Source organism: Paracoccus aestuarii (genome assembly GCF_028553885.1).
In the GTDB taxonomy this organism is placed as follows: Bacteria; Pseudomonadota; Alphaproteobacteria; order Rhodobacterales; family Rhodobacteraceae; genus Paracoccus; species Paracoccus aestuarii.
The window spans coordinates 2,761,196-2,784,637 of record NZ_CP067169.1; the positions used below are offsets into that span (position 1 = coordinate 2,761,196).

The 23,442-nt window shown below is 64.6% G+C and carries 15 protein-coding genes and 1 tRNA gene; 11 read left to right on the forward strand and 5 right to left on the reverse strand.

All coding sequences use genetic code 11. The features are described 5' to 3' along the window. Positions 1-683 precede the first annotated feature (683 nt). The 5 genes from JHW48_RS13985 (at position 684) to JHW48_RS14005 (ending at position 12,784) form a co-directional block, all read left to right on the forward strand. The gene (locus JHW48_RS13985; RefSeq protein ID WP_272835848.1) at positions 684-1,643 is read left to right on the forward strand and encodes an IS481 family transposase; all 960 of its coding nucleotides are present in this window, start codon (positions 684-686) and stop codon (positions 1,641-1,643) included. Positions 1,644-2,342: 699 nt separating this feature from the next. Next, positions 2,343-5,855 carry a helicase-related protein gene (locus JHW48_RS13990; RefSeq protein ID WP_119887322.1) on the forward strand — a complete coding sequence of 1,171 codons (3,513 nt, stop codon included), beginning with the start codon at positions 2,343-2,345 and terminating at the stop codon, positions 5,853-5,855. Between the two features lie 6 nt (positions 5,856-5,861). Next, positions 5,862-6,659: a hypothetical protein gene (locus JHW48_RS13995; RefSeq protein ID WP_147388136.1), complete on the forward strand. Its 798-nt coding sequence runs from the start codon at positions 5,862-5,864 to the stop codon at positions 6,657-6,659. A gap of 15 nt (positions 6,660-6,674) precedes the next feature. Next, a complete protein-coding gene (locus JHW48_RS14000) occupies positions 6,675-9,470 on the forward strand; it encodes a DUF1156 domain-containing protein (protein WP_119887323.1) in 2,796 nt (931 codons plus the stop codon). An 11-nt stretch (positions 9,471-9,481) separates the two neighbouring features. Then, positions 9,482-12,784, forward strand: coding sequence for a DUF499 domain-containing protein (locus JHW48_RS14005; RefSeq protein WP_119887324.1), 3,303 nt, complete (start codon positions 9,482-9,484; stop codon positions 12,782-12,784). Between the two features lie 370 nt (positions 12,785-13,154). On the opposite strand, the gene JHW48_RS14010 is transcribed toward JHW48_RS14005, so the two are convergent. The 4 genes from JHW48_RS14010 to JHW48_RS14025 all read right to left on the reverse strand — a co-directional run bounded on the left by JHW48_RS14010 (position 13,155) and on the right by JHW48_RS14025 (position 17,168). Further along, positions 13,155-13,230: transfer RNA gene (locus JHW48_RS14010), tRNA-Thr, on the reverse strand. Positions 13,231-13,310: 80 nt separating this feature from the next. Continuing rightward, positions 13,311-15,074 (reverse strand): heme biosynthesis protein HemY, encoded by a 1,764-nt coding sequence (locus tag JHW48_RS14015; protein WP_272835640.1) that lies wholly within the window; start codon positions 15,072-15,074, stop codon positions 13,311-13,313. 10 nt (positions 15,075-15,084) lie between these two features. Then, positions 15,085-16,341, reverse strand: a complete 1,257-nt coding sequence (locus JHW48_RS14020; protein WP_119886571.1) for a COG4223 family protein — start codon at positions 16,339-16,341, stop codon at positions 15,085-15,087. A 164-nt stretch (positions 16,342-16,505) separates the two neighbouring features. Further along, the gene (locus JHW48_RS14025; protein ID WP_119886570.1) at positions 16,506-17,168 is read right to left on the reverse strand and encodes a uroporphyrinogen-III synthase; all 663 of its coding nucleotides are present in this window, start codon (positions 17,166-17,168) and stop codon (positions 16,506-16,508) included. Between the two features lie 66 nt (positions 17,169-17,234). On the opposite strand from JHW48_RS14025, the gene tsaD reads away from it, so the two are divergent. Genes tsaD through JHW48_RS14045 form a run of 4 tightly spaced genes read left to right on the forward strand, consistent with a single transcriptional unit; the run spans position 17,235 to position 19,928 of the window. Beyond that, on the forward strand, positions 17,235-18,302 hold the full coding sequence (gene tsaD / locus JHW48_RS14030) for a tRNA (adenosine(37)-N6)-threonylcarbamoyltransferase complex transferase subunit TsaD (RefSeq protein ID WP_119886569.1): 1,068 nt from the start codon (positions 17,235-17,237) through the stop codon (positions 18,300-18,302). Beyond that, positions 18,299-19,237: an NAD(P)H-dependent glycerol-3-phosphate dehydrogenase gene (locus tag JHW48_RS14035; RefSeq protein WP_119886568.1), complete on the forward strand. Its 939-nt coding sequence runs from the start codon at positions 18,299-18,301 to the stop codon at positions 19,235-19,237. The genes tsaD and JHW48_RS14035 overlap by 4 nt, the downstream gene beginning before the upstream one ends. Then, positions 19,234-19,509 (forward strand): YciI family protein, encoded by a 276-nt coding sequence (locus JHW48_RS14040; RefSeq protein ID WP_119886567.1) that lies wholly within the window; start codon positions 19,234-19,236, stop codon positions 19,507-19,509. Before JHW48_RS14035 ends, JHW48_RS14040 begins: the two co-directional genes overlap by 4 nt. Next, on the forward strand, positions 19,509-19,928 hold the full coding sequence (locus JHW48_RS14045) for an EVE domain-containing protein (RefSeq protein WP_119886566.1): 420 nt from the start codon (positions 19,509-19,511) through the stop codon (positions 19,926-19,928). The genes JHW48_RS14040 and JHW48_RS14045 overlap by 1 nt, the downstream gene beginning before the upstream one ends. Here the strand turns inward: JHW48_RS14045 and JHW48_RS14050 are convergent. Further along, positions 19,925-20,605, reverse strand: coding sequence for a gamma-glutamylcyclotransferase (locus tag JHW48_RS14050; RefSeq protein WP_119886565.1), 681 nt, complete (start codon positions 20,603-20,605; stop codon positions 19,925-19,927). The two genes, JHW48_RS14045 and JHW48_RS14050, sit on opposite strands and share 4 nt — an antisense overlap. 135 nt (positions 20,606-20,740) lie before the next feature. Between JHW48_RS14050 and metG the strand changes: the two genes are divergently transcribed. Together metG and rocF are read left to right on the forward strand one after the other, a co-directional pair. Next, on the forward strand, positions 20,741-22,459 hold the full coding sequence (gene metG, locus JHW48_RS14055; protein ID WP_119886564.1) for a methionine--tRNA ligase: 1,719 nt from the start codon (positions 20,741-20,743) through the stop codon (positions 22,457-22,459). Positions 22,460-22,518: 59 nt separating this feature from the next. Next, positions 22,519-23,442 carry an arginase gene (rocF, locus tag JHW48_RS14060; protein WP_119886563.1) on the forward strand — a complete coding sequence of 308 codons (924 nt, stop codon included), beginning with the start codon at positions 22,519-22,521 and terminating at the stop codon, positions 23,440-23,442.

Consider the following 23,442-nt stretch of genomic DNA (forward strand, 5'->3'; position numbering starts at 1 on the left):
GCCCTGTCCCGCATTAGGACCAACGGTCATGCGGTGAAAACGCAGGCGGAACCGGACCACCATGCTAATCGTGCTAATCGTGCTAAACAAGAACGGGAAGGCGCGGACTATTTAGCACATTTAGCACATTCAGCACGCCTCTGGCCTTCCGAGCGTGAAAACGCATCCACATTCGACGGGGTTGTCGTGCTTCCCCTTCACGGTCCCGAGGCGCCGAGCGCCCCCGCCAACATGGTGCGGCTGGATTGGTCAGGTCAATGGGTAAGCCGTGACCGCTGGGGCGCCATGTCGGACTTCGAGCGCTATGGGCCTCAAGGGCGACTGTTCTGCGGTAAATGCTGGACGTGGCAAACTCGCGAGACAGCGCTGACCTGCCTTGAACAAGATCCTACGATAATACCGCGGCAATCTAGTGGCATTATCCACTGTCCTGCGTTACCGGTGTGAATCCAGAGTGCCGTTCGGAAAGCCGCTCGCTCAAAAGGGCCGATGCCGAGATTTCAGTAGGGTGATGGGCACCGCCAACCTGATGCTCTCTCGTCTTGCCCCAGTATCCCTGAAAGGTACTCACAATGCTAACCGACTACGAAGCGGATGGCTCGTGCCGCTGGGGCTAAAGCGCCTAGGTGTTTGATCCCATGGTTTGATGGTGCAATCCTTTCGCAGGAATGGAAGGAAGCATTATGGGACAAGTTCGTCACGGGAGCGCCACGACCACGCACGCTGTCAGAGCTGCAATACAGCGATCGCAAGCTTCGCTCGCGCAGCTGAGCCGGGAGCTCGGCATCAACCCAAAGACTGTCGCGAAGTGGCGCAAGCGCGAGACAGTTGAGGACCGTAAGACTGGGCCGAAGGAGCCACGCTCCACGGTCTTGAGTGAGGCCGAGGAAGCAACAATCGTCGCGTTTCGGCGCCATACGCTGCTGCCGTTGGACGACTGCCTCTACGCTCTTCAGCCCTCTATCCCACATCTGACGCGCTCGGCGCTGCACCGATGCCTGCAGCGGAATGGCATTTCGCGACTGCCGGACGTGGGCGGGGACAAGCCCAAGCGTGCGAAGTTCAAGCGCTACCCGATAGGTTTCTTCCATATCGACATCGCCGAGGTGCAGACGGCCGAAGGCAAGCTCTTCCTCTTCGTAGCCATTGATCGCACCAGCAAATTTGCTGTCGTTCAATTGGCGGAAAAGGCCAACAGGAAAACCGCTTGGGAGTTCCTGGAGCACCTTCTGGACGTCGTGCCCTACCGCATCCACACGATCCTGACCGATAATGGCATCCAGTTCGCAGAGCAGCCTCGAAACCGTAACACTCCTTACTCTCGGCAAATGCGGTTCGACATGATTTGCGAGGCAAACGGGATCGAGCATCGGCTGACCAAGCCCAACCACCCGTGGACGAATGGCCAAGTCGAGCGGATGAACAGGACGATCAAGGACGCGACCGTCAAGCGCTACCACTACGACAGCCACAGCCAGCTGCGCACGCACCTCGCCGATTTCATCGCCGCCTACAATTTCGCACGCAGGCTCAAGACGCTGAGCGGTGTCACACCCTACGAATACATCTGCAAGGTCTGGACTTCAGAGCCAGACAGATTCATCGTCAATCCGATCCACCAGATGCCGGGACTGAACACCTAAATTCAGTTAGCGCAGAGTGATGTCGCCACCGCTTACTGTCCTGCATGTCGCGCGCGACAAGCTGTACAGCCTCAGCGAACGCCCGCGCCCGCACCGTTTCGCGCGAGTCGCCATGCCGGTGGGCCCTGCCTCGCCCGCTGCTTGCGCGCAGGCCGCTGTGCGTGCCGCTCAGAAGAGCCTTGGTTACCAGTCAGCGGAGCGGATGCTCAGGCGTCCGAGAATCTACTAGCGGCTGACTTCAAGCGTAACGTTTCCGCGCTGAATCGGTACCTACGGCGTTTGGAGGCGACTTGGCAGTACAAACGGCTAGCTTTCAAACAACAGGGGAGGCCCTCTGACCTTCAATTCTGTCGATCTAGCGGTGGCATTGCTCCGGTCCAGAGCCGGCGTCGGGTTGTTCATGGAGGATTAAGTGCGCAAGACTTCGAGCAGTGCTGTACTATTGGTCTCCGTCTTTCGACGGCGTCAATCTCTACCACCCGAAGAGCCGTCAGACCCCGCCCGCTCTGCGCTGTCTGATCGAATTTCTCTGCCGTCGCGTGGAAAACTGAGGATCGAGAGGACGCAGCTTGTTCCCTGGTGCATCCGCGATTATCGTCCAACCAATTTAAATTGCTGCGCTTTCAGACTGTTTGGTGCTGGCTTCAAGTAGACTGAATTGCTGCGCCGATTCGATCCGCGCGTGAGCTGGACGGAGGAATGATGACGGTTCTGGAAGACATCAAAAATGGCGCTCAATTGCGCGGCGTCGTTCCCGGCCAGCCCGTCGAGGTCGTTTCCGTCGAATGGATCGGAGACCAAGCTATCAATCTGGTATTCAGAGTGCCCGGTGGGGGTGTTTCTGAAACGACCCTTTATCGCGATGATCAGGCCCGAATAGAACTCGATGCCCGTGGACGGGTTTGGTCGTTTGATGCAGATGGCGAGCTCCTGCGCCTTGTCACTGAGGCTAATCGGATCAAGCTGGCGCATTACTTCGATCCTTACCTCGCCATTCACACCAGCCTGGTTGATCCGCTTCCGCACCAGATTTCAGCCGTCTATGGGGAAATGCTGCCGCGCCAGCCACTGCGGTTTCTCTTGGCGGACGATCCGGGCGCCGGGAAAACTATCATGGCGGGGCTGCTGATCAAGGAATTGATCGCCCGCAGTGATCTTGAACGCTGCCTGGTTGTCGCACCGGGCAGTTTGGTCGAACAGTGGCAGGATGAATTGGGCGAGAAGTTCGGGTTGGAGTTCGACATCCTGACCCGCGACATGATCGAGAACTCAAGGTCGGGTAATCCGTTCAGCGACCGCAACCGTCTGATTGCTCGATTGGATGTCCTCGCCCGCAATGAGGAACTGCAGGACAAGCTGGCGCAAGCGGCGGAGTGGGATCTGATCATTTGCGACGAAGCCCACCGTATGTCGGCGACCTATTTCGGCGGCGAGGCCAAATACACCAAGCGATACCGGATTGGTCAGAAACTTGGGGAAGCGTGCCGTCATCTTCTGCTGATGTCGGCAACGCCCCACAATGGGCATGAACAGGATTTTCAGTTGTTCATGGCGCTGCTGGACGGCGACCGTTTTGAGGGGCGGTTCCGCGACGGTGTGCACTATGCGGACACCGCCGACATGATGCGTCGCCTTACCAAGGAAGAGCTCCTGCGGTTTGATGGCCGTCCGCTCTTCCCTGAACGCCGTGCTTATACTGTCAAATACGACTTGTCGCCCGAGGAGGCGGCGCTTTACGCCGCCGTGACCGAGTATGTCCGCAACGAGATGAACCGGGTCCAGCGTTTTGCCGCAGAGGATGGCAAGAAGCGGAATAATGTCGGCTTTGCTTTGCAGATCCTGCAACGTCGCTTGGCTTCTTCCCCTGCCGCAATCTACGAGTCGTTGAAGCGGCGCCGCGAACGCTTGGAGGCAGAGCTGGCCGAGGCGAGGCTGATGGTTCGCGGCAAACGCTCCGGTTTCGAGGTACCCGACGTGCCTGAGGACGTGCTACAGAACATCGAGGAGTTTGGCCAGGACGAGATCGACGACATCGAGGACCGGATTTCCGCGACGGCCACAACGGCCGAAACCGTGGATCAGCTCGCGCTCGAGGTCAAAACATTGCAGGGCCTTGAACGGATGGCGCTGGGCGTCCTCAGTTCCGGGCAGGACACGAAGTGGTCGCAGCTTAACCGGATCCTTGATGACGAACTCATGGTCGATTCCCACGGCAATCGCCGGAAGCTGATCATCTTCACCGAACCCAAGGACACCCTCTATTACCTGCATGATCGCGTGCGTTCGCGCCTTGGCCGTGCCGATGCGGTTGAGGTCATCCATGGCGGCGTGTCGCGCGAGGATCGCCGCAAGATCGTCGAGCGATTCATGCAGGACCGCGACATGCTAGTGCTGATCGCGAACGACGCGGCCGGTGAAGGCGTGAACCTTCAGCGTGGTCACCTGATGGTGAACTACGATCTCCCCTGGAACCCGAACAAGATCGAGCAGCGGTTCGGCCGTATCCACCGGATCGGCCAGATCGAGGTCTGCCATCTCTGGAACCTCGTGGCGGCCGATACGCGCGAAGGTGAGGTTTATGCTCGGCTTCTGGAAAAGCTGGAAGCCGCGCGCGAGGCGTTGGGCGGGCGGGTCTATGACGTTCTGGGCGAGTTGTTCGAGGGAACAGCGCTGAAGGATCTGCTGTTCGAGGCGATCCAATATGGCGAACAACCCGAAGTGAAGGCCAAGCTGCTCCAGGCCGTCGACGGGGCCGTGGACCAGCAGCATCTGCTGGACCTTCTGGCGCGTCGGGCCCTGACCAATGACACGATGCCTGCCGCAAAAGTGCAGGAAATCCGCATCGACATGGAGCGCGCCGAGGCCCAGCGCTTGCAGCCGCATCACATCCAGAGCTTCTTTGTCGAGGCATTCAAGCGGCTTGGTGGTCAGATCAAGCCGCGGGAGGAGGGACGGTGGGAGATCACGCACGTGCCAGTCAGCATCCGTGAGCGGGATCGTCAGATCGGAACCGGCGCCCCGATCCAGAAGAAGTACGAACGCATCTGCTTCGAAAAGGGCAAGGTGAACCAGCAACCCGTGGCAACGTTCGTCTGCCCGGGCCATCCTCTGCTGGAGGCTGTCATCAGCATCGTGCGCGAACAGCACGATCACCTGATGAAACAGGGCGCAGTCATGGTCGATGAAACTGACCTTGGCCAGGACTTGTCGGCCATTTTCTTGCTGGAACACAGCCTTCAGGACGGCCGCCCAACCAGCACCGGCAAACCCCACGTCATCTCGGAAAAGCTGCAATTTGCCTCGATCGACAAGACAGGGAAAGCTGCGAATGCGGGGATCGCCCCCCACCTGAACCTGCGTCCAGCTTCGGCCGAAGAGATCGCGCTGGTTAGCGACAGGCTGCACGAAGACTGGCTGCGCAACGATCTGGAGAAGGCGGCGATCCGTTTCGCTACTGTCGATCTCGCGCAGAGCCACGTGGCCGAAGTAAAGGCACGACGCTTGCCCGAGGTGGCCAAGGTCGAACAGGAGGTAAAGGCTCGTCTGAGGAAGGAGATCAACTTCTGGGACAACCGGGCCGCGGAACTGCGCGAGGATGAAAGGGCGGGCAAGAAGACCCGCCTGAGCTGGCAGAACGCCGAACGTCGTGCGGAAGATCTGGCCGACCGATTGAAGCGCCGGATGGAATTGCTGGAGAAGGAACGCTTCATTTCCGCCCAGCCTCCGCGGGTGCGCGGGGGCATGGTCGTCGTCCCGAAAGGGTTGCTGTTGGCAAAGGCTGCCGTCGCCACCGGCGCCAAACCCAACGCCTTTGCCGAAGACCCGGAGGCCCGGCGGATCAGCGAGTTGAAGGCCATGGAGGCGGTCATCAATGCCGAGCGCGCTTTGGGCAACGAACCACGCGACGTGTCGGCGCAGAAGGTCGGTTACGACATTGCCTCCTACGATCCGCGCTCTGGGCATCTGCGCTTCATCGAGGTCAAGGGTCGGATCGACGGCGCCGACACGGTAATGCTGACCCGGCAGGAGATCATCACCTCGCTGCACGAACCCGGCAAATACATCCTGGCCATCGTTCAGATCGAGAGTGGCTTTGCCCGCGAACCGCGCTATGTCCGAGGGGCGCTGTCGGATCACGAACCCTCGTTTGAACACACGGCGATCCAGTTCAACCTAAAGCGCCTGCTGGAGCGGGCAGCTGCACCAAATTGAGACAGTATGCGGTATTCCGAAAAGAGCTTTGAGGTAAGGTTTTGTGCGGCGCTTACGGCTGCAGTAATGCCTCTGAACCGCAATCCGAAGTGGTTTGGCCTTACGCAAGCTCAAGAGCGGCGCGTTGGGATCGACACTGTCCTCGGCATCGGCGGGCGATTGATCATCTTTCAGTTCAAAGCTCAGCAGGCGAAAAAGGTGAAGCTCGAATGCGATCAGCTTAAGAAGCTGACAACAGTGCAGAAAAAGTATCCCCGCAGCACATTCTACGTTTTCCCTGAGGAGGATAGCATCTTCGCCGCCGGGAAAGCTCAGTGCTTGTTCCCAAGTGCACGGGTGTTTCAACCGCGCGACATTGCCACAAGTGTGTACAGTGGAATTGATTCCGTATCCTTTTCACTCGATGCGACTAAGAAGAAGCTTGAGAGAAAAAGGCCCGCATCGTCCTTTCCAGTATGCAATGCATGCGAGAAGTTCGGCTGCTTTTGCAATAAGTCGCACCATGAGCTGTTAGCCAGCCTACTGAAGCCGAGCGGCTGGCTAAGATTTCTCGCGCCGTCATGGGACGGCATTGTGCGCGAACTCGGGGTAACTTTCCCGTCTGCGGAAATCGGAATACCTATCGCGCGAGATCCCGGCGAGGCAGACCTTGAGACGCGTGGCCCAGAAGAACGCGACCCTCGCGAGATGTCTGCCAGAGTTGAGCCGATTACCAATGAAGAGCAGTTTGAGGCATTGTTCGGCGACGATGCAGGAGGAGATCTCGAGCCCGGCGCATATGGCTTTTTCATTCCGTACAAATAAAGCATAGGCAACTCGATGACCTGCAAGAAGAAACTGATCGAAGTCGCCATCCCGCTCGAGGCCATCAACGCTGCCTCGGCGCGGGAGAAGTCGATCCGGCATGGGCATCCCTCCACCCTGCATCTGTGGTGGGCACGGCGGCCGTTGGCGGCCTGTCGGGCGGTGCTTTTTGCGCAGCTGGTGGATGATCCTTCAAGCCATCCGGACCAGTTCCCGACAGCAGAGGATCAGGAGCGGGAGCGGCAGCGGCTTTTTGCCATCATCGAAGACTTGGTGAAGTGGGAGAACTCGACCAACGAAGAGGTGCTGGAACGCGCGCGGGCGGAAATCCGGCGGTCTTGCGGTGGGGTGCTGCCGCCAGTCTATGACCCGTTCTCCGGCGGCGGGTCGATCCCGCTCGAGGCGCAGCGGTTGGGCCTGCCTGCCTATGGGTCCGACCTGAACCCGGTGGCGGTGATGATCGGCAAGGCGATGATCGAGATCCCGCCAAAGTTCAAGGACATGCCCCCCATCCATCCCGGCATCAAGGAGCGGTCATTCTACCGCAATGCCGAAGGGCTGGCCGAGGATGTGAAATACTACGGCGAATGGATGCGCGAGAAGGCGTGGGAGCGCATCGGGCATCTTTACCCGCTAGTGGACCTGCCAAAGGAGTATGGTAGCGGCAAGGGAACAGCGATTGCTTGGATCTGGGCGCGGACGGTGCCGAGTCCCGACCCGGCATATGCAGATGTCCATGTGCCAATCACAACAAGCTTCATGTTGAGTTCAAAACCCGGCAAGGAAGCTTGGATTGAGCCGAAGGTTGATCGGTCCAACAAGACCATAACCTTTGTGGCCCACAATGCTGGTACAAAGTCGGAGATTGCGAAGGCTAAGGAAGGCACAAAAGCAGGACGCGGCGCAAACTTCCGTTGTCTGCTGTCGGATTCCGCCATCACGTCCGAGTATGTTAAGAGAGTCGCTCAATCTGGCGGGATGGGGCAAATGCTCATTGCCATCGCGACCGAGGGAAAAAATGGGCGTGTCTTTGTATCTCCAACGGCCGCTCAAGAGACTGTAGCCGTTGACGTGGAACGGCAAAGGGCACCCGGAATCGCCCTGCCGAACCATAGCCAGTATGTCGGAGTTCTCGGGTACGGATTTGAAACCTTTGGCGATTTGTTCACGAGTCGGCAGCTCGTTGCGCTGAACGCGTTCTCCGATCTGATTTCAGAAGTTCGTGCTCAGATTTTGATTGATGCGGTGGCCGCAGGCTTGCAAGTCGATGCTGAACCACTGCGCTTGGGCGGGCTAGGAGCGCAAGCTTACGCAGATGCGGTCTCAGTTTACCTCGGCTTTTGTGTAAGCAAGTCGGCTGACTATTGGTCCAATTTGTGCACATGGAGGTCTGACCCAAAAAACTTGGGCGTCGGGCACGTCTTTGCAAGGCAAGCGATTCCAATGGTTTGGGACTTTGCCGAGGCGAATCCGTTTTCAAAGTCGTCAGGCAATTTCCTCACATCCCTAGACTGGATAGTGCGTGTCGTTCGCGAGCTGCCGGGCACGACGAGTGGCGAAATTAGGCAAGTTGATGCTCAAAGCGTGGACTATCCGGTTGGCTCAGTCATTTCGACCGATCCACCTTATTACGACAGCATTCCCTATGCAGATATCTCCGACTTCTTCTACTCGTGGATTCGCGGTGCGCTCAGGCCAACATTTCCAGATCAACTAAACACGATCGCCGTTCCCAAAATGGAGGAACTGGTTGCTGACCGGATGCGCCACGGCGGCGCAGATGCAGCAGAGGCGTTCTTTCTTACCGGGATGACGTCTGCGATCAGCCGCATGTGCGGCCACTCAAGTCCCGACTATCCGGCGGCTATCTACTATGCCTTCAAGCAAAGTGAAGTCGAACAAGAGGGCATCAGCTCAACAGGGTGGGCAACCTTTCTTCAGGCAATCATGGAAGCAGGCTACTCGGTAGTCGGCACTTGGCCAGTGCGCACCGAGTTGGCGAATCGTACGAGGGCATCGGGTTCCAATGCCCTTGCCAACTCCGTCGTCCTCGTCTGCCGCAAGAAGGAAGCCTCGGCCGAGGTCATCACTCGGGCCGAGTTCATCCGGGCCCTGAAACGCGAACTGCCTCCGGCCATCGCCGAGCTTCAGGCCGCCAACATCGCCCCGGCCGACATGCCGCAATCGGCCATCGGCCCCGGCATGGGTGTATTCTCGCGCTACAAGGCGGTGCTGGAATCCGACGACAGCCCGATGACGGTGAAGGCCGCGCTGCAACTGATCAACCGCGAGCTCGACGAATACCTCGGCGGTATCCAGGGCGAGTTCGACGCCGACACCCGCTTTGCCATCACCTGGTTCGAACAGAACGGGCTAAAGGCGGGGGACTATGGCACGGCGAACAACATCGCCACCGCACGCGGCATCTCGGTCGAAAGCGTGAAGCATGCCGGGATCGTGGAAAGCGCGGCCGGAAAGGTGCGCATCCTGAAGCGCGACGAGATGGATGCGGAATGGGAGCCGGATGCCGATGGCCACCTGACCGTCTGGGAATGCTGCCAGCATCTGGTGCGGCTGCACGAGAAATACGGGATCGGCCATGAGGCGGCGGTGATGCTGAAGAAGTTCGGCCCCAAGGCGGATGATGTGCGCGACCTGGCCTATGTGCTTTACAACATCTGCGAAAAGCGGGGCGACGCGAAGGAGGCGACCGCCTACAACGCGCTGATCGCGGACTGGACCGACCTGACCCGCGAAGCCGCCACCGCGCCGCTGACGAACCGCAGCGGTCAGATGAGATTTGAGGTTTAAGGGGTAAAGCCATGGCAAAAAGCACGCGCCAGTATGTGTTCGAGGGCATGGAACTGCTGCCCGAGGCGCTGATCCCCTTTGTCGAACGGCGGCTCGATGCCTCGTTGCAGGGGCATTGGCAGGTTCAGGTTCTGGAGAAGATTCCGGGCCTGCGGCCGAACAGTCAGGGCAAGGTCGGCTGGGATCAGGCGGCGCTGTTGAACGCGATGGACCGCTTCTGGATCGAGGCGTTCAAGACGGTGCTTGGGCGGGCCGAGCGGTCGATCGTCAACGAACTGGTCGATGTGCGCAACAAGCTGTCGCACAACGAGACCTTCACCTATGACGATGCCGAACGCGCGCTGGACAGCATGCGGCGGCTGATGGAGGCGATCAGCGCCTCGGACGTGGCTGACCAGCTGGGCAAGATGCGCGACACGATCCTGCGCACGAAGTTCACAGAATTGCAGCGCAACGAGGAGCGGAAGAAAAGCCAGCGGTCCGACATTTCGGTCGAGACGGTGGCGGGGCTGCTGCCCTGGCGCGAGGTGGTGGTACCGCATCGCGACGTGGCGACGGGGGAGTTCCAGCAGGCCGAGTTCGCGGCCGACCTGGCGAAGGTGCATAACGGCAGCGCGCCGTCGGAGTATCGCAACCCGACCGAGTTCTTCTCGCGCACTTACCTGACTTCGGGCCTTTCGACGCTGCTGATCGGCGCGGCCAAGCGGCTGTCGGGCACCGGCGGCGATCCGGTGGTGGAGTTGCAGACAAACTTCGGCGGCGGCAAGACCCACTCGATGCTGGCGCTTTACCACATGGCGGGCGGCACGCCGGTCGAGGATTTGCCGGGGCTCGACCAGCTGCTGTCACGCGAAGGGCTGACCGTGCCGGTCAAGGTGAACCGGGCGGTGCTGGTGGGCACGTCCTATGGCCCTTCGGATGCGGCCAAGCGGCAGAAGGATTACGGGCGGCCGATCCGCACGACCTGGGGGGAACTGGCGTTCCAGCTTGGCGGAGAAGCGGGCTATGCGCTGGTGGCCGAGAATGATGCCAACGGGATCGCGCCAGGATCGAACCTTCTGGAAGAGCTGTTCCGGCAATGCGCGCCGTCCCTGATCCTGATAGACGAGTGGGTCGCCTACCTCCGCCAGATCTACAAGGTGGAAGGACTGCCCTCGGGGTCGTTCGACTCGAACCTGTCCTTCGTGCAGTCGCTGACCGAGGCGGTGAAGGCCAGCCCAGGCACGCTACTGGTGGCATCGCTTCCCGCGTCGCAAATCGAGGTTGGCGGGGAAGGGGGTCAGGAGGCGCTGTCGCGCCTGAAACAGACCTTCAGCCGGGTCGAGACCGGCTGGCGCCCGGCGGACCAGGAGGAAAGCTACGAGATCGTCCGTCGGCGGCTGTTCAAGGAAATCCCGGGCGACAAGTTCCATCACCGCGATAACACGTTGAAGCAGTTCGCGAAGATGTATCGCGATAGCCCGAACGAGTTCCCGCAAAACTGTGAGGGCGAGGATTATCGCCGGAAGCTGGAGAAGGCGTATCCGATCCATCCGGAGCTATTCGACCAACTCTATACCAGCTGGGGTTCGCTGGAAAAATTCCAGCGCACCCGTGGCGTGCTGCGGTTGATGGCGCAAGTGATCCATGAGCTGTGGATGAACAATGACCCCTCGGTGATGATCATGCCGGGCAGCGTGTCCATCAGTTCGGCGCGCGTCGAACCGGAGTTGCTGCATTACCTTGATGTTTCGTGGCAGTCGATCATCGCAGGCGATGTCGATGGGCCGAACTCGACGCCTTACCGGATCGACCAGTCAGCCCCGAACCTCAACCGCTACTCGGCCACGCGCCGTGTGGCCCGGGCGATCTTCATGGGAACCGCGCCGACCCACGGGCAGGACAACAAGGGCCTCGATGACCGACAGATCAACCTCGGCGTCGTGCAACCTGGCGAACGCCCAGCCATATTTGGCGACGCCCTTCGGCGCCTCGCAAACAACGCCAGGTTCATGCACGGCGACCTCGGCCGTTACTGGTACTCGATGTCGGCCAGCCTCAATCGCGTTGCGGCGGATCGGGCAGGCCAGATCGAGGAACCGCTCGTCCTGCTGGAGATCGACAAGGCGCTGACGACCTACATCAACGGTCTGGGCGACCGCGGGCATTTCGATACTGTCCAGGTCGCACCCAGCAGCTCGGCCGACGTGCCTGACGAACCCGGCGGTGTTCGCGCAGTGGTGCTGGGCGTGGCACATCCTCACTCGGGACGCGATAGTTCAGAGGCGATGACCCAGGCTAAGGACATTCTGCTTCAGCGCGGATCCACGCCTCGGGTCTATCGTAACATGCTCATCTTCTTCGCGGCCGAGGCACGACAGCTTGACGGTCTGAAAGAGGCGATGCGTGCGTCTCTGTCCTGGTCGGGGATAGTCAAGGATACGGATCGCCTGAACCTGACACAGCGCGACAGCGCTCTGGCCAAGGCCAAGGTGACCGAGGCGGCTGAAACCGTGAAGACCAGGCTGAAGGAGACTTGGTGCTACCTGATCTACCCCATGCAGGACGGGGCGCAGGCGGACCTCGAATGGATTACCTCCAAGGTTCCAGCGCAGGATGGGCTATTGTCCCGCGCCAGCAAGAAGCTCGCCAGCGACGAAGGCCTTCTGCCAGAGCTTGGTCCTGCGCGCCTTGACCGCGAATTGCAGAAGTACATTTGGAACGGCAAGGGTCATCTCTCGCTCAGGGATCTCTGGGAATATTTGAACCGCTACATTTACCTGCCGCGTGTCAGGGATCGAAACGTGCTGATCAAGACGGTCCGGTCGTCGGTCAGCGCGATGGTGCCGGGACCCTTTGCCTACGCTGAGCGGTGGGATGAAAATGTTGGTCGATATGTTGGCTTGGTTCTACAAAACGGGGCGAACGCACCGGTGGTGATCGATGCCGACAGCGTCATCGTAAAGCCCGATGTGGCGGAAAAGCAGACTGCCGAAAGCGTCGCGGCTGCAGCCGCGACTATTGAACCAACGCATGTCCCGATGAAAGCTGCGGCAGAACAGACCGGCCTGAAGCCAGCGGCAGCCCTTGTGCAGCCCGAACGTGATCCGACCCGGTTTATCGGGACGATCATGATCTCGGCAGATCGGCCAGCACACGAAATGCGTCAGATCGTTGAGGCAATCATCGAGCAGCTCACAGTTCTGCCCGGTAGCGAGGTGACGCTGAAGCTCGAGATTGATGCTGAAGTACCCAGCGGCCTCGACCGAAGCAAGGTGCGCACGCTGCTTGAGAACGCGAACACGCTGGGCTTTATAGACAAGGTGATGAAGTAATTCGCGGCGTGGCGGAGGCACCTATAGCATTTCGGTATCTTGCGCGCGCTGTTAGCCCTGCACAGTCATTGCTCTTGACATGAGGCTAGTGTCGGCGCGGTAATTTTGCAGACAGTATGTCCTTCTGCGGGAAGTCGACTTTGGGTGACCGTCACCGGGCACCTGATCACCGGGCCGGTCTGATGCCGACTCAGCGATTCGCTCCCATCAATGCCAGCCATGATCGATCATGCAGCGAAGCCGATTGGTTGCAGACTTTGCCGCACCCCGACAAACTGCCAAGCATTTTAGGGAAGGTGGGCTAAAAGGTGGACTGACCACTGGCAGTCCAATCTAACACACTGATATCTAACAATATCCTCTTAGATATTGGTGCCGGTGAAGGGACTCGAACCCCCGACCCCATCATTACGAATGATGTGCTCTACCAGCTGAGCTACACCGGCATCTGGTGCGCCGCGATTAACAGCTTTGCGCGGCGGAGGAAAGAGGCGGCGGCGAAAATTCTTCGCCGCCGCAGGTGGGGTCACGGGCGCTTGCGGTCTTCGGTCCAGTCGGCCTCGACGGCCGGTTCGACATCGGGGCGCACCATCACCGGCTCCTCGACCAAGGGGCTGGCGACGGTGTCGTCGCCATGGGGTCCGGCGTCCTGCGGTTCGGGCGGGCCCATGGGTTCGGGCGGGCCCATCACCTCGGGTTCCGCCTTGGGGGCGGGGTCGGGGGTGGTGACCGTGGCCGAAGGCTCGTCGATCACGCGATAGTCGCTTTCGCGCGGCACCATGCCGGGGGCCACGACCGGCGCCTCCTTGCGGCGGGGCGGGGCCTTGCCTTCGGGTTCCGCCGGGCCGGGGGGATGGGGCTGGACAGGTTCGGACAGGTCCGGCACATCCGCGTCATCCTTGCGGGGCGATCCGACCAGCAGGGGCAGCATCTCGGCCCCTGTGGGGGATGCGGCGGGGCGATTGCGCGGACCGTCCGGCTCGGTCCAGCTGAGCGTGTCGAACCCGCCGCAGCTGTCGCAGACCGGGGCCCATTCATGCATCACGTTATGGCATTTGTCGCAGACCCATTGCGGCCCGCGCGAGGCGGTCAGCGCCCGCGTCAGCCAGCCGCGCACGACGCTGTCATCGGCGCCCTCGCCGCGTTCGATCGCGGCCATGATGGACAGGGTGCGCACGGTCGGATGCTTTTCGGCCAGATCGCCAAGGGCGCGGCGGGCGCCGGGGAAATCCTCGGCCGCCAGCAGCAGCTCGGCCTTCAGCAGGCGCGATTCCTCGTGGTCGCGATTGCTGCCGATCAGCCGCTCGAAGCGGGTCATGCGGGCGGCGGGCGATTCGTCGGGCACGATCTCGGCATAGGCGGCGGCCACGTCGGGATGCGGGCGCACCGACCAGGTCTTTTCCAGGATGCGCGAGGCGTTGCGGTAATCCTTCTGCGCGACATAGCTGCGCGCCGCCAGAACCGCCGCCGGGATCAGGTCGGGCGAGGCCTTGGCGGCCGAGATTGCGGCCTCGCGCGCGCTGATGGAATTGCCCTTGGCCAGAACCTCGCTGGCCTCCTTGAGGGCCAGGACGGCGTCGCGGCGCAGCGCCACGTCCTTGGGCAGATCGCCCTGATTGCGCTTGTCCTTGAGGGTGCGGCGCGCGCCTTTCCAGTCGCCCTCGCGGGTCTGCAGATCCAAGAGCGTGTCCTGGACCTCCTTGTGGCGGGGCTTCAGCGCATAGGCCTTCTGGGCCAGCAGCATCGCCTTGTGGGTGTCGCCCTCGGCCAGCTTCTGGCGCATCAGGCCGCGCACGCCGACAAAGCGGGTGCGGTCATCCTCCAGCAGGTTGCGATAGATCTCGATGGCGCGCTTGGTATCGCCCGAGGTCTCGGCCGCTTGCGCGGCCAGCAGGTTGGTCAGATGCGGCTGGTCGAGGTATTTCGCGGCCTTGGCGGCCTTGTCCTGGGCCAGCTTGCCCTCGCCCGAGGCGACAGCCAGCATCCCCTCGCCGAAGGCGGCATAGCCCTTGCGTTCGCGCGACCGGGCGAAATGGCGGTTGATCGCCGTCTCGTCGCCGACCAGGAAACGCAGCACCGCCAGGATCAGGCCGAGCGCCTTGAAGATCAGCCAGGCCGCGACCATCAGGACCAGCAGCGCGATGACCGCCTTGACCGGGGTCAGGGCGAATTCCATGCCGCCATACTGGATGCGCAGCATCTGGCCGGTTTCCGACAGCTGCATCGCGCCCAGGGCCAAGGCCATGACGACCGCGAAGAAGAACAGGATTTTCAGCAGGGACAACAGCATCGGGCGATCCTCAGTTCGTTTCCGAGGACAGGTCGGTCAGCGCCGCCCGTGCCTGGGTATAGGCCTCGGCCCCGGTCAGCCATTCGGCCATGGGACCGGTGGCGCGGGCCGGTTCGGGCAGGGTCTGCAGCTGGGTCACCGCATCAGTGATCCGGCCCGCCTGCACATCGGCATCGGCGCGAGACAGGACCGCATCCGTGTCGTCGCCCTCGCGCGGGGCGATGGACCGGGCGCCGGTCTGGGCGCGCAGGAAATTCGTGACCAGGTTGCCCTCGCCCGTGGCGCTGCTGTCCTGGAAGCTGGCGCGCAAGGCGGCGCGGGCGGCCTCCGGGTAATCGGCCTGCAGCTGGGCCAGGCTGGGCACCTCGGCCTGCAGGGCCTCGGGGGTGGCAAGGCCCGCACCCTCCAGCGTCTGGCGCGCCTGGTCGGGGGTGACGCCCTGATCCAGCGCGGCCTGCAGCTGGGCGATGGCGGCGACGGCCTGGGCGCGGCGGGTGCTTTCGGCGGCGGCGTCCTGCAGCTCCTGCGCCTCGGCGCGGGCGGCTTCGAGGCGCTGTTCGGCATCGGCGGCGGCGGCCTCGATCTGGTCCTGCAGGGCGCCTGCGGCCTCGGGGTCGAAGGCCGGGCGGGCGGCCAGCTCCTCCAGCCGGGCGGCTTGGTCCTGCAGCTGGGCGGATTGCTCCTCCAGCTGGCTGCGCAGCGCCTCCAGCGTGTCGGTCTCATCCTGGCCCTGCGCCTGTTCCAGCGCCTCGATGCGCGGGGTCAGGTCCTCGGCGGGGGCCTGGTCCTGTTCCAAGGCCTCGATGCGCGGGGTCAGATCGGCCAGCGCGGCCTGGCGGCCCGCATCGGCGGCGGCCTGGATCAGCGCGTCGCGATCCTCGGCCGGTTCGGCGGGCACCGCGGCCGAGCCCTGCGGCTGCCAGTTGGCGGGCAGATGCGGCAGGGCATAGATCGCGGCGGCCGCGCCCAGGCCCGCGGCGACCGCGCCGCCCAGGACCAAGGGCAGGAACCCGCCGCGACGGGGCGCGGGGTCGGATTTGGCGGGGGCGGTCTTCGGGCTGTCCGAGGCCGTCACGGACGGCGCGGCCTCGGAGGGCGTCGTCCGGCGCGCGGCGGCATCGGGGCCCGGGCCCTCGCCCACCAGCGCCGATTCGACCGGGCGGATCTCGCCGGGCTGGCCCGCTTGGGCGGGGCGGCCCTCGGGGACCTCGGCATGGTCGATCACGCCGACATGGGCGGGAATGCGGCGGATGTCGGGGCCCGCCATCTGCCCGGCCTTGGCATCACGTCCGTCAGTAGTCGATTTCGGTGTCTTCACGTCCCTGTCCCCGTCTTGGCGCGGCTGCGATCGGCGGGCGCCGCAGCCTGCGCCCCTCTTGCGCGTCGGATCGCAGCCTAATCAGCCGCGGCTCGACGCTCAACCCACCGTCTTCAGCTTTGTTCCGCGCGGGCGATGCGGCGGATCGCGTCCTCCATCGCCCGGCCGGATGGGGCATCGGCCAGCAGGCGCCGGTCGGCGGGGCCGGTCCAGGCCGCCATGGCCGCCGGGCTGATCGCGACCAGCCACAGGGGCGCGCGCGCATCGCGGGCCTGATCCGCGACCAGCCCCGCCGATCGCGGCGAAAAGACCGGCAGGATCACCGGCCCCGCCCCCTGCAGCAGCGCCCGCGCCTCGGGCGTCAGGGGCAGCGCCTGCTGGTCATAGACCGCGACCCCCGGCACCGGCAGGCGCTGCGCGACATGGCGGCCATGGGGGTGGACCAGCCCCGGCGGCCCGGCCGCGATCAGGGGCAGCAGCCCGGCCGCGTCGCCCGGCCCCTCGGTCACGCGAAACCCCGCGCGCCGGGCCATGGCGGCGGTCCGCGCCCCTACGCAGATCGCCGGCCGCCCCCGCCCGGGCCCCGCCGCGGGCACGGCATGGGCCGATGTCAGCACCACGCCCGGCGCATCCGCCAGCGCGGCGCGGTCGAAGGGCAGCGGCACGATGCGCATCACCGGCGATATCACCACCGGCCCGTCGAAGCGCCCCGCCAGCCATCGCGACGAGGCCAGCGGACGGGTCAGCAGCAGGGTGGGCGTGGGGCCTCGTGGCATTGGCATCCTCGGCCGCGGGTGCTAGGCCCTCAAGGGGTAATTCCCCCCCGGCCATTGGGCAAGAGCATGGACGACCTGATCTTTCTGGGCATCGAGAGCAGCTGCGACGACACCGCCGCCGCCGTGGTGACGGGCGACCGCCGGATCCTGTCCAGCGTGGTCAGCAGCCAGGCCGATCTGCATGCCGATTTCGGTGGCGTCGTCCCCGAGATCGCCGCCCGCGCCCATGCCGAACGGCTGGACCTGGCGGTGGAACAGGCGCTGGCCCGCGCGGGGCTGGGCCTGCGCGATCTGTCGGGGATCGCGGTGACGGCGGGGCCGGGGCTGATCGGCGGGGTCATGGCCGGGGTGATGTGCGCCAAGGGCCTGGCGGCGGGGGCGGGCCTGCCCCTGGTCGGCGTGAACCACCTGGCGGGCCATGCGCTGACGCCGCGGCTGACCGACGGGGTGGGCTTTCCCTATCTGATGCTGCTGGTCTCGGGCGGGCATTGCCAGTTCCTGCGCGTGGACGGGCCGGACGACTTCACCCGCATGGGCGGCACGATCGACGACGCCCCGGGCGAGGCCTTCGACAAGATCGCCCGCCTGCTGGGCCTGCCCCAGCCCGGCGGCCCCCATGTCGAGGCCGAGGCCCGCGCGGGCGACGCGCTGCGCTTCGCCCTGCCGCGCCCCCTGCTGGACAGGCCGGGATGCGACATGTCCTTTTCCGGGCTGAAGACGGCGGTGCTGCGCCAGCGCGACGCGCTGGTCGCGGCGCAGGGCGGGCTGCATGGGGCGGACCGGCGCGACCTTTGTGCGGGGTTCCAGGCGGCGGTGGCGGATGTGCTGGCCGAAAAGACCCGGCGCGCGCTGGTCGCGGCACCCGTGCCGGTCATCGCCGTCGCGGGCGGGGTCGCGGCCAATGGCGCGATCCGCGCCGCGCTGGAACAGGTGGCCGCCCGCGCGGGCGCGCGGTTCCTGGCGCCGCCCTTGGTGCTCTGCACCGATAATGGCGCGATGATCGCTTGGGCGGGGATCGAGCGGTTCCGTGCCGGTCACCGCGACGGGATGGACCTGGCGGCGCGGCCGCGCTGGCCGCTGGACCGCGCGGCCGCGCCCATGCTGGGCAGCGGCAAGAAGGGGGCGAAGGCATGATCTCGGTCTTGGGTGCGGGGGCGTTCGGCACGGCGCTGGCCGTGGCGCTGGCGGTGAACGGGCCGGTGACGCTCTGGGGTCGGCGCATCGACTGGCGGGGCGAAAATCCGCGCCTGCCCGGCGTCGCCCTGCCCGACGGGATCGCGGTGACCCAGGATCTGGACCGGGCGCTCGGGGCGGATATCCTGCTGTTGGCCCTGCCGGCCCAGGCCTTGGGCGGGTTTCTGGACGATCACGGCGCGGGGCTGGGCGGAAAGCGCTTGGTCAGTACGGCCAAGGGGATCGATCTGTCGCGCCTGACCGGGCCGTCGGCGATGATCGCGGCGCGCTGCCCGGATGCGCGGGTCGCGGTGCTGACCGGCCCGTCCTTTGCCGCCGACATCGCCCGCGGCCTGCCGACCGCGCTGACGCTGGCCTGCGCGGATGCCCAGACCGGGCCGGCGCTGCAGCAGGCGCTGTCCACGCCGGCGCTGCGGCTTTACCGCACCACCGACGTGGCGGGGGCGGAACTGGGCGGCGCGTTGAAGAACGTGGTGGCCATCGCCGCAGGCGCGGTGATCGGCGCGGGCCTGGGCGACAGCGCGCGCGCCGCCATCATCACCCGCGGCTTTGCCGAGATGACCCGCCTGGCCGCCCATCTGGGCGCCCGCCCCGAGACGCTGACCGGGCTGTCGGGCCTGGGCGACCTGACGCTGACCTGCACCTCGGACGGGTCGCGCAACTTCCGCTTCGGCGCGGCCTTGGGCGCGGGCCGGGCCTTCGACCCCGCCACCACGGTCGAGGGCGCCGCCACCGCCCGCGCCTTGGCCCGGCTGGCCGAACGCGACGGGCTGGACCTGCCCATCGCCGCCATGGTCACCCGCCTTGCCGAGGGCCGCGTTTCCGTGGAAGAAGCCATGGACCATCTGCTCAGCCGCCCCCTGAAGGAGGAATGATGCCGCTTTTCGCCGTGATCTGCCGGGACAAGCCCGGTGCCCTGCAGACCCGCCTGGACACCCGCGACGCCCATCTGGGCTTTCTGCGCGACACCGGAACCCTGCGCATGGCAGGCCCCCTGATCGAGGCGGGCGAGATGCGCGGATCCCTGATCGTGCTGGAGGCCGATTCGCTGGATGCGGCGACCAGCTGGGCGGCGGGCGACCCCTACAAGGCGGCCGGTCTCTTCGACAGCGTCGAGGTGATCGAATGGAAGAAGGTGATCGGCTGATGGCCTATTGGCTGTTCAAGTCCGAACCCGACGTCTTTGGATGGGACGACCTGGTCGCCAAGGGCGATGCGGGCGAGGAATGGGACGGGGTGCGCAACTATCAGGCGCGCAACATGATGCGGTCGATGAAGGTCGGCGATCTGGGCCTGTTCTATCATTCCAACATCGGCAAGGAGGCCGTGGGCATCTGCGAGATCATCGCCGAGGCCCATCCCGACAGCACCACCGAGGATGCGCGGTGGGAATGCGTGGATGTGCGCGCGGTCCGCAAGCTGCCCCGCCCCGTCAGCCTGGAGGAGGCCAAGGCCGAACCCCGCCTGGCCCAGATGGTGCTGGTCAACAACACCCGCCTGTCGGTCCAGCCGGTGACGGACCAGGAATGGGCGGTCATCATGGAACTGTCGGGGGCGGAGGGCTAGGCCCCCGCCTCGATCCGCTCCGCGACCATGCGCTGCAGCGTCCAGATGTAGTCGTCATGGATGCCCAAGCCCGCCAGCCCCCGCACCGTGCGCAGCAGGTATTCCGCCCCCGACCCCGCCGCCCCCGCGGCGGTGGCCAGGCGCGCGGCCTGATCCTCCAGGCTCAGCCGGGCCAGGGGGGCGTCGACGGGATCGGCATAGAAGGTCAGCGCCTCCTCGATGCCGCGGGCGGTGCGGACCTCGATCCAGCAGGCATTGGCCGACAGCTCATGGGCCACCAGCTCGCGCCGCAGGATGGCGCGCAGCGATTCGGCCTCATGCGCGGGGTCGATGTCCAGGACCAGCCCGTCGCAGCGCCCGCCCGGCGACAGGGCCAGCATCAGCCCCGGCCGTTCGGGCGTGCCGCGGAAATGGTCCAGCGACAGCACGAAATCCCGGTGCCAGTCCAGCGCCGTCGCCCGGCGGCTGTCCGACACCGCAAAGCCCGGATTCCAGATCAGCGAGCCATAGGCGAAGATCGGCACCGGCCGCGCCCGCCCCCGCGTCAGCCGCGCGGCCAGCGCGTCCAGGTCGTCATCCTCCAGCATCCGCCATGCCGGATCATAAAGCAGCCCCTCGGCCGGGGCGACGCGGGCCACATGATCGTCGGACAGCAGGATGGGCTGGGGATGGGTCATGGGCGGGCGGTCCCCCTCTGGATGCGGCGGGGCCAGATGTCGGCACGAATGCCCAAAGGGTCAACCCCGCGCGGACTTTCATTCGCCCCTGATCGCGGCTAGAGATGCGCCCGACCCCCCAAAGGACGCATTCGCATGGCCCGCCACCTGATCACCTCTGCCCTGCCCTATATCAACGGGATCAAGCATCTGGGGAACCTCGTCGGATCGCAGCTGCCGGCGGATCTCTATGCGCGCTATCTGCGGGCGCGGGGGCATGAGGTGATGTTCATCTGCGCCACCGACGAACATGGCACGCCCGCGGAGCTGGCCGCCGCCAAGACGGGCGAGGCCGTGGCCGATTACTGCGCGCGGATGCATGCCGAACAGGCGCGGCTGGCCGACGGCTTCGGGCTGTCCTTCGACCATTACGGGCGGTCCTCCAGCGACCGCAATCGCCGCCTGACCCAGCATTTCGCGGGCCGCCTGGCCGATCAGGGCTATATCCGCGAGGTCGAGGAAGCCCAGGTTTATTCCCATGCCGATGGCCGCTTCCTGCCCGACCGCTATATCGAGGGCACCTGCCCCAATTGCGGCTATGACAAGGCCCGCGGCGATCAATGCGAGAACTGCACGAAACAGCTGGACCCGACCGACCTGATCGACCCGCGCAGCGCGATCAGCGGTTCCACCGACCTGGAGGTGCGGGCGACCAAGCATCTCTATCTGCGCCAATCCGCGCTGAAGGGCGACATCGCCGCCTGGATCGACACCAAGGCCGACTGGCCGATCCTGACGACCTCGATCGCGCGGAAATGGCTGAACGATGGCGACGGGTTGCAGGACCGCGGCATCACCCGCGATCTGGACTGGGGCGTGCCGGTCAAGCGCGGCGATGCCGACTGGCCGGGGATGGAGGGCAAGGTCTTCTATGTCTGGTTCGACGCGCCCATCGAATATATCGGCGCGACCGCCGAATGGGCCGACGCGACCGGGGCCGACGATGCCGCCTGGCGCCGCTGGTGGCGGCTGGACGAGGGCGCGGAGGATGTCACCTATACCCAGTTTATGGGCAAGGATAACGTGCCCTTCCACACCCTGTCCTTCCCCGCGACCCTGATCGGGTCGGGCGAGCCGTGGAAGATGGTCGATTACATCAAGTCCTTCAACTACCTGACCTATCAGGGCGGACAGTTCAGCACCTCGCAGGGGCGCGGCGTCTTCATGGACCACGCGCTGGAGATCCTGCCCGCCGATTACTGGCGCTGGTGGCTGCTGTCGCACGCCCCCGAATCCGGCGACAGCGAGTTCACATGGGAGAACTTCCAGCAATCGGTGAACAAGGACCTGGCGGACGTGCTGGGCAATTTCGTCAGCCGGATCACCAAGTTCTGCCGGTCGAAATTCGGCGAGGCGGTCCCCGAAGGCCCGGCCTGGGGCGAGGCCGAGCGGGCGCTGATCGACACGCTGACCACCCGCATCCGCGCCTATGAGGCCAACATGGCCGCGATGGAGGTCCGCAAGGCCGCCTCCGAGCTGCGCGCCATCTGGGTCTCGGGCAACGAATACCTGCAATCGGCCGCGCCTTGGACGGTCTTCAAGACCGACCCGGACCAGGCGGCGATGCAGGTGCGCATGGGGCTGAACCTGATCCGTCTTTATGCGGTGCTGTCGCGGCCCTTCATCCCCTTCGCCGCCGAGGCCATGCTGGGGGCGATGGGCGCGCCGGATGCCGCCTGGCCCGACGATGTGGCCGCCGCGCTGGAGGCCCTGCCCGCGGGCCATGCCTTCACCGTGCCGGATGTCCTCTTCGCCAAGATCTCGGATGACGATCGCGCGACATGGGAGGAACGGTTCCAAGGCGCCCGCGCCTGATCGGTGGACTTTTCCCCGCGCCCCATGTTCAAACGGCAGGGACACAGCCGGAGAGCCTGATGACCCATTGCATCCTGATCGGAGCCCCCGTGGACGAGGGGCAGCGCCGCCCCGGCTGCCTGATGGGCCCCGCCGCCTATCGCACCGCCGGGCTGGCCGCGACCCTGCAGGCCCTGGGCCACAGCGTCGAGGATCGCGGCGACGTCGCCCCCGACGCGCCGGGATCCGAGACCTGCGCCAATCCCGCCGTCCATCACCTGCCCGAGATGATCGCCTGGACCCGCGCCCTGCAGCAGGCCACCCGCGACGCGCTGCCCCATGGCATGCCGATCATCATGGGGGGCGATCATTCGCTGGCCTTGGGCACCGTGGCCGGGGTCGCGGCCCATGCGGCCGAACAGGGCCGCCCGCAATTCGTGATCTGGCTGGACGCGCATAGCGACTTCCACACCGTCGCCAGCACTACATCGGGCAATCTGCACGGCACGCCCATGGCCTATGCCAACGGGCTGGACGGTTTCGACCCCTTCCCGCCCTTTCCCGCCCCCATCCCGGGCGAAAACATCTGCATGTTCGGCATCCGCAGCGTGGACCCCGCCGAACATGCCGCGATGGAACCGACCGAGATCACCGTCAACGACATGCGCGTGCTGGACGAACAGGGCATCGTGGCGCCCCTGCGGGCCTTCCTCGACCGGGTGCGGGCGGCGGACGGGCTGCTGCATGTCAGCCTGGACGTGGATTTCCTGGACCCCTCGATCGCGCCGGCGGTGGGCACGACCGTGCCCGGCGGCGCGACCTTCCGCGAGGCGCATCTGGTGATGGAACTGCTGCACGAATCGGGGCTGGTCACATCGCTGGACCTGGTCGAGCTGAACCCCTTTCTGGACGAACGGGGCCGCACCGCGCGGCTGATGGTCGATCTGGTCGGCAGCCTGATGGGCCGCAAGGTCTTTGACCGGCCCACCCGCAGCTTCGGCTGA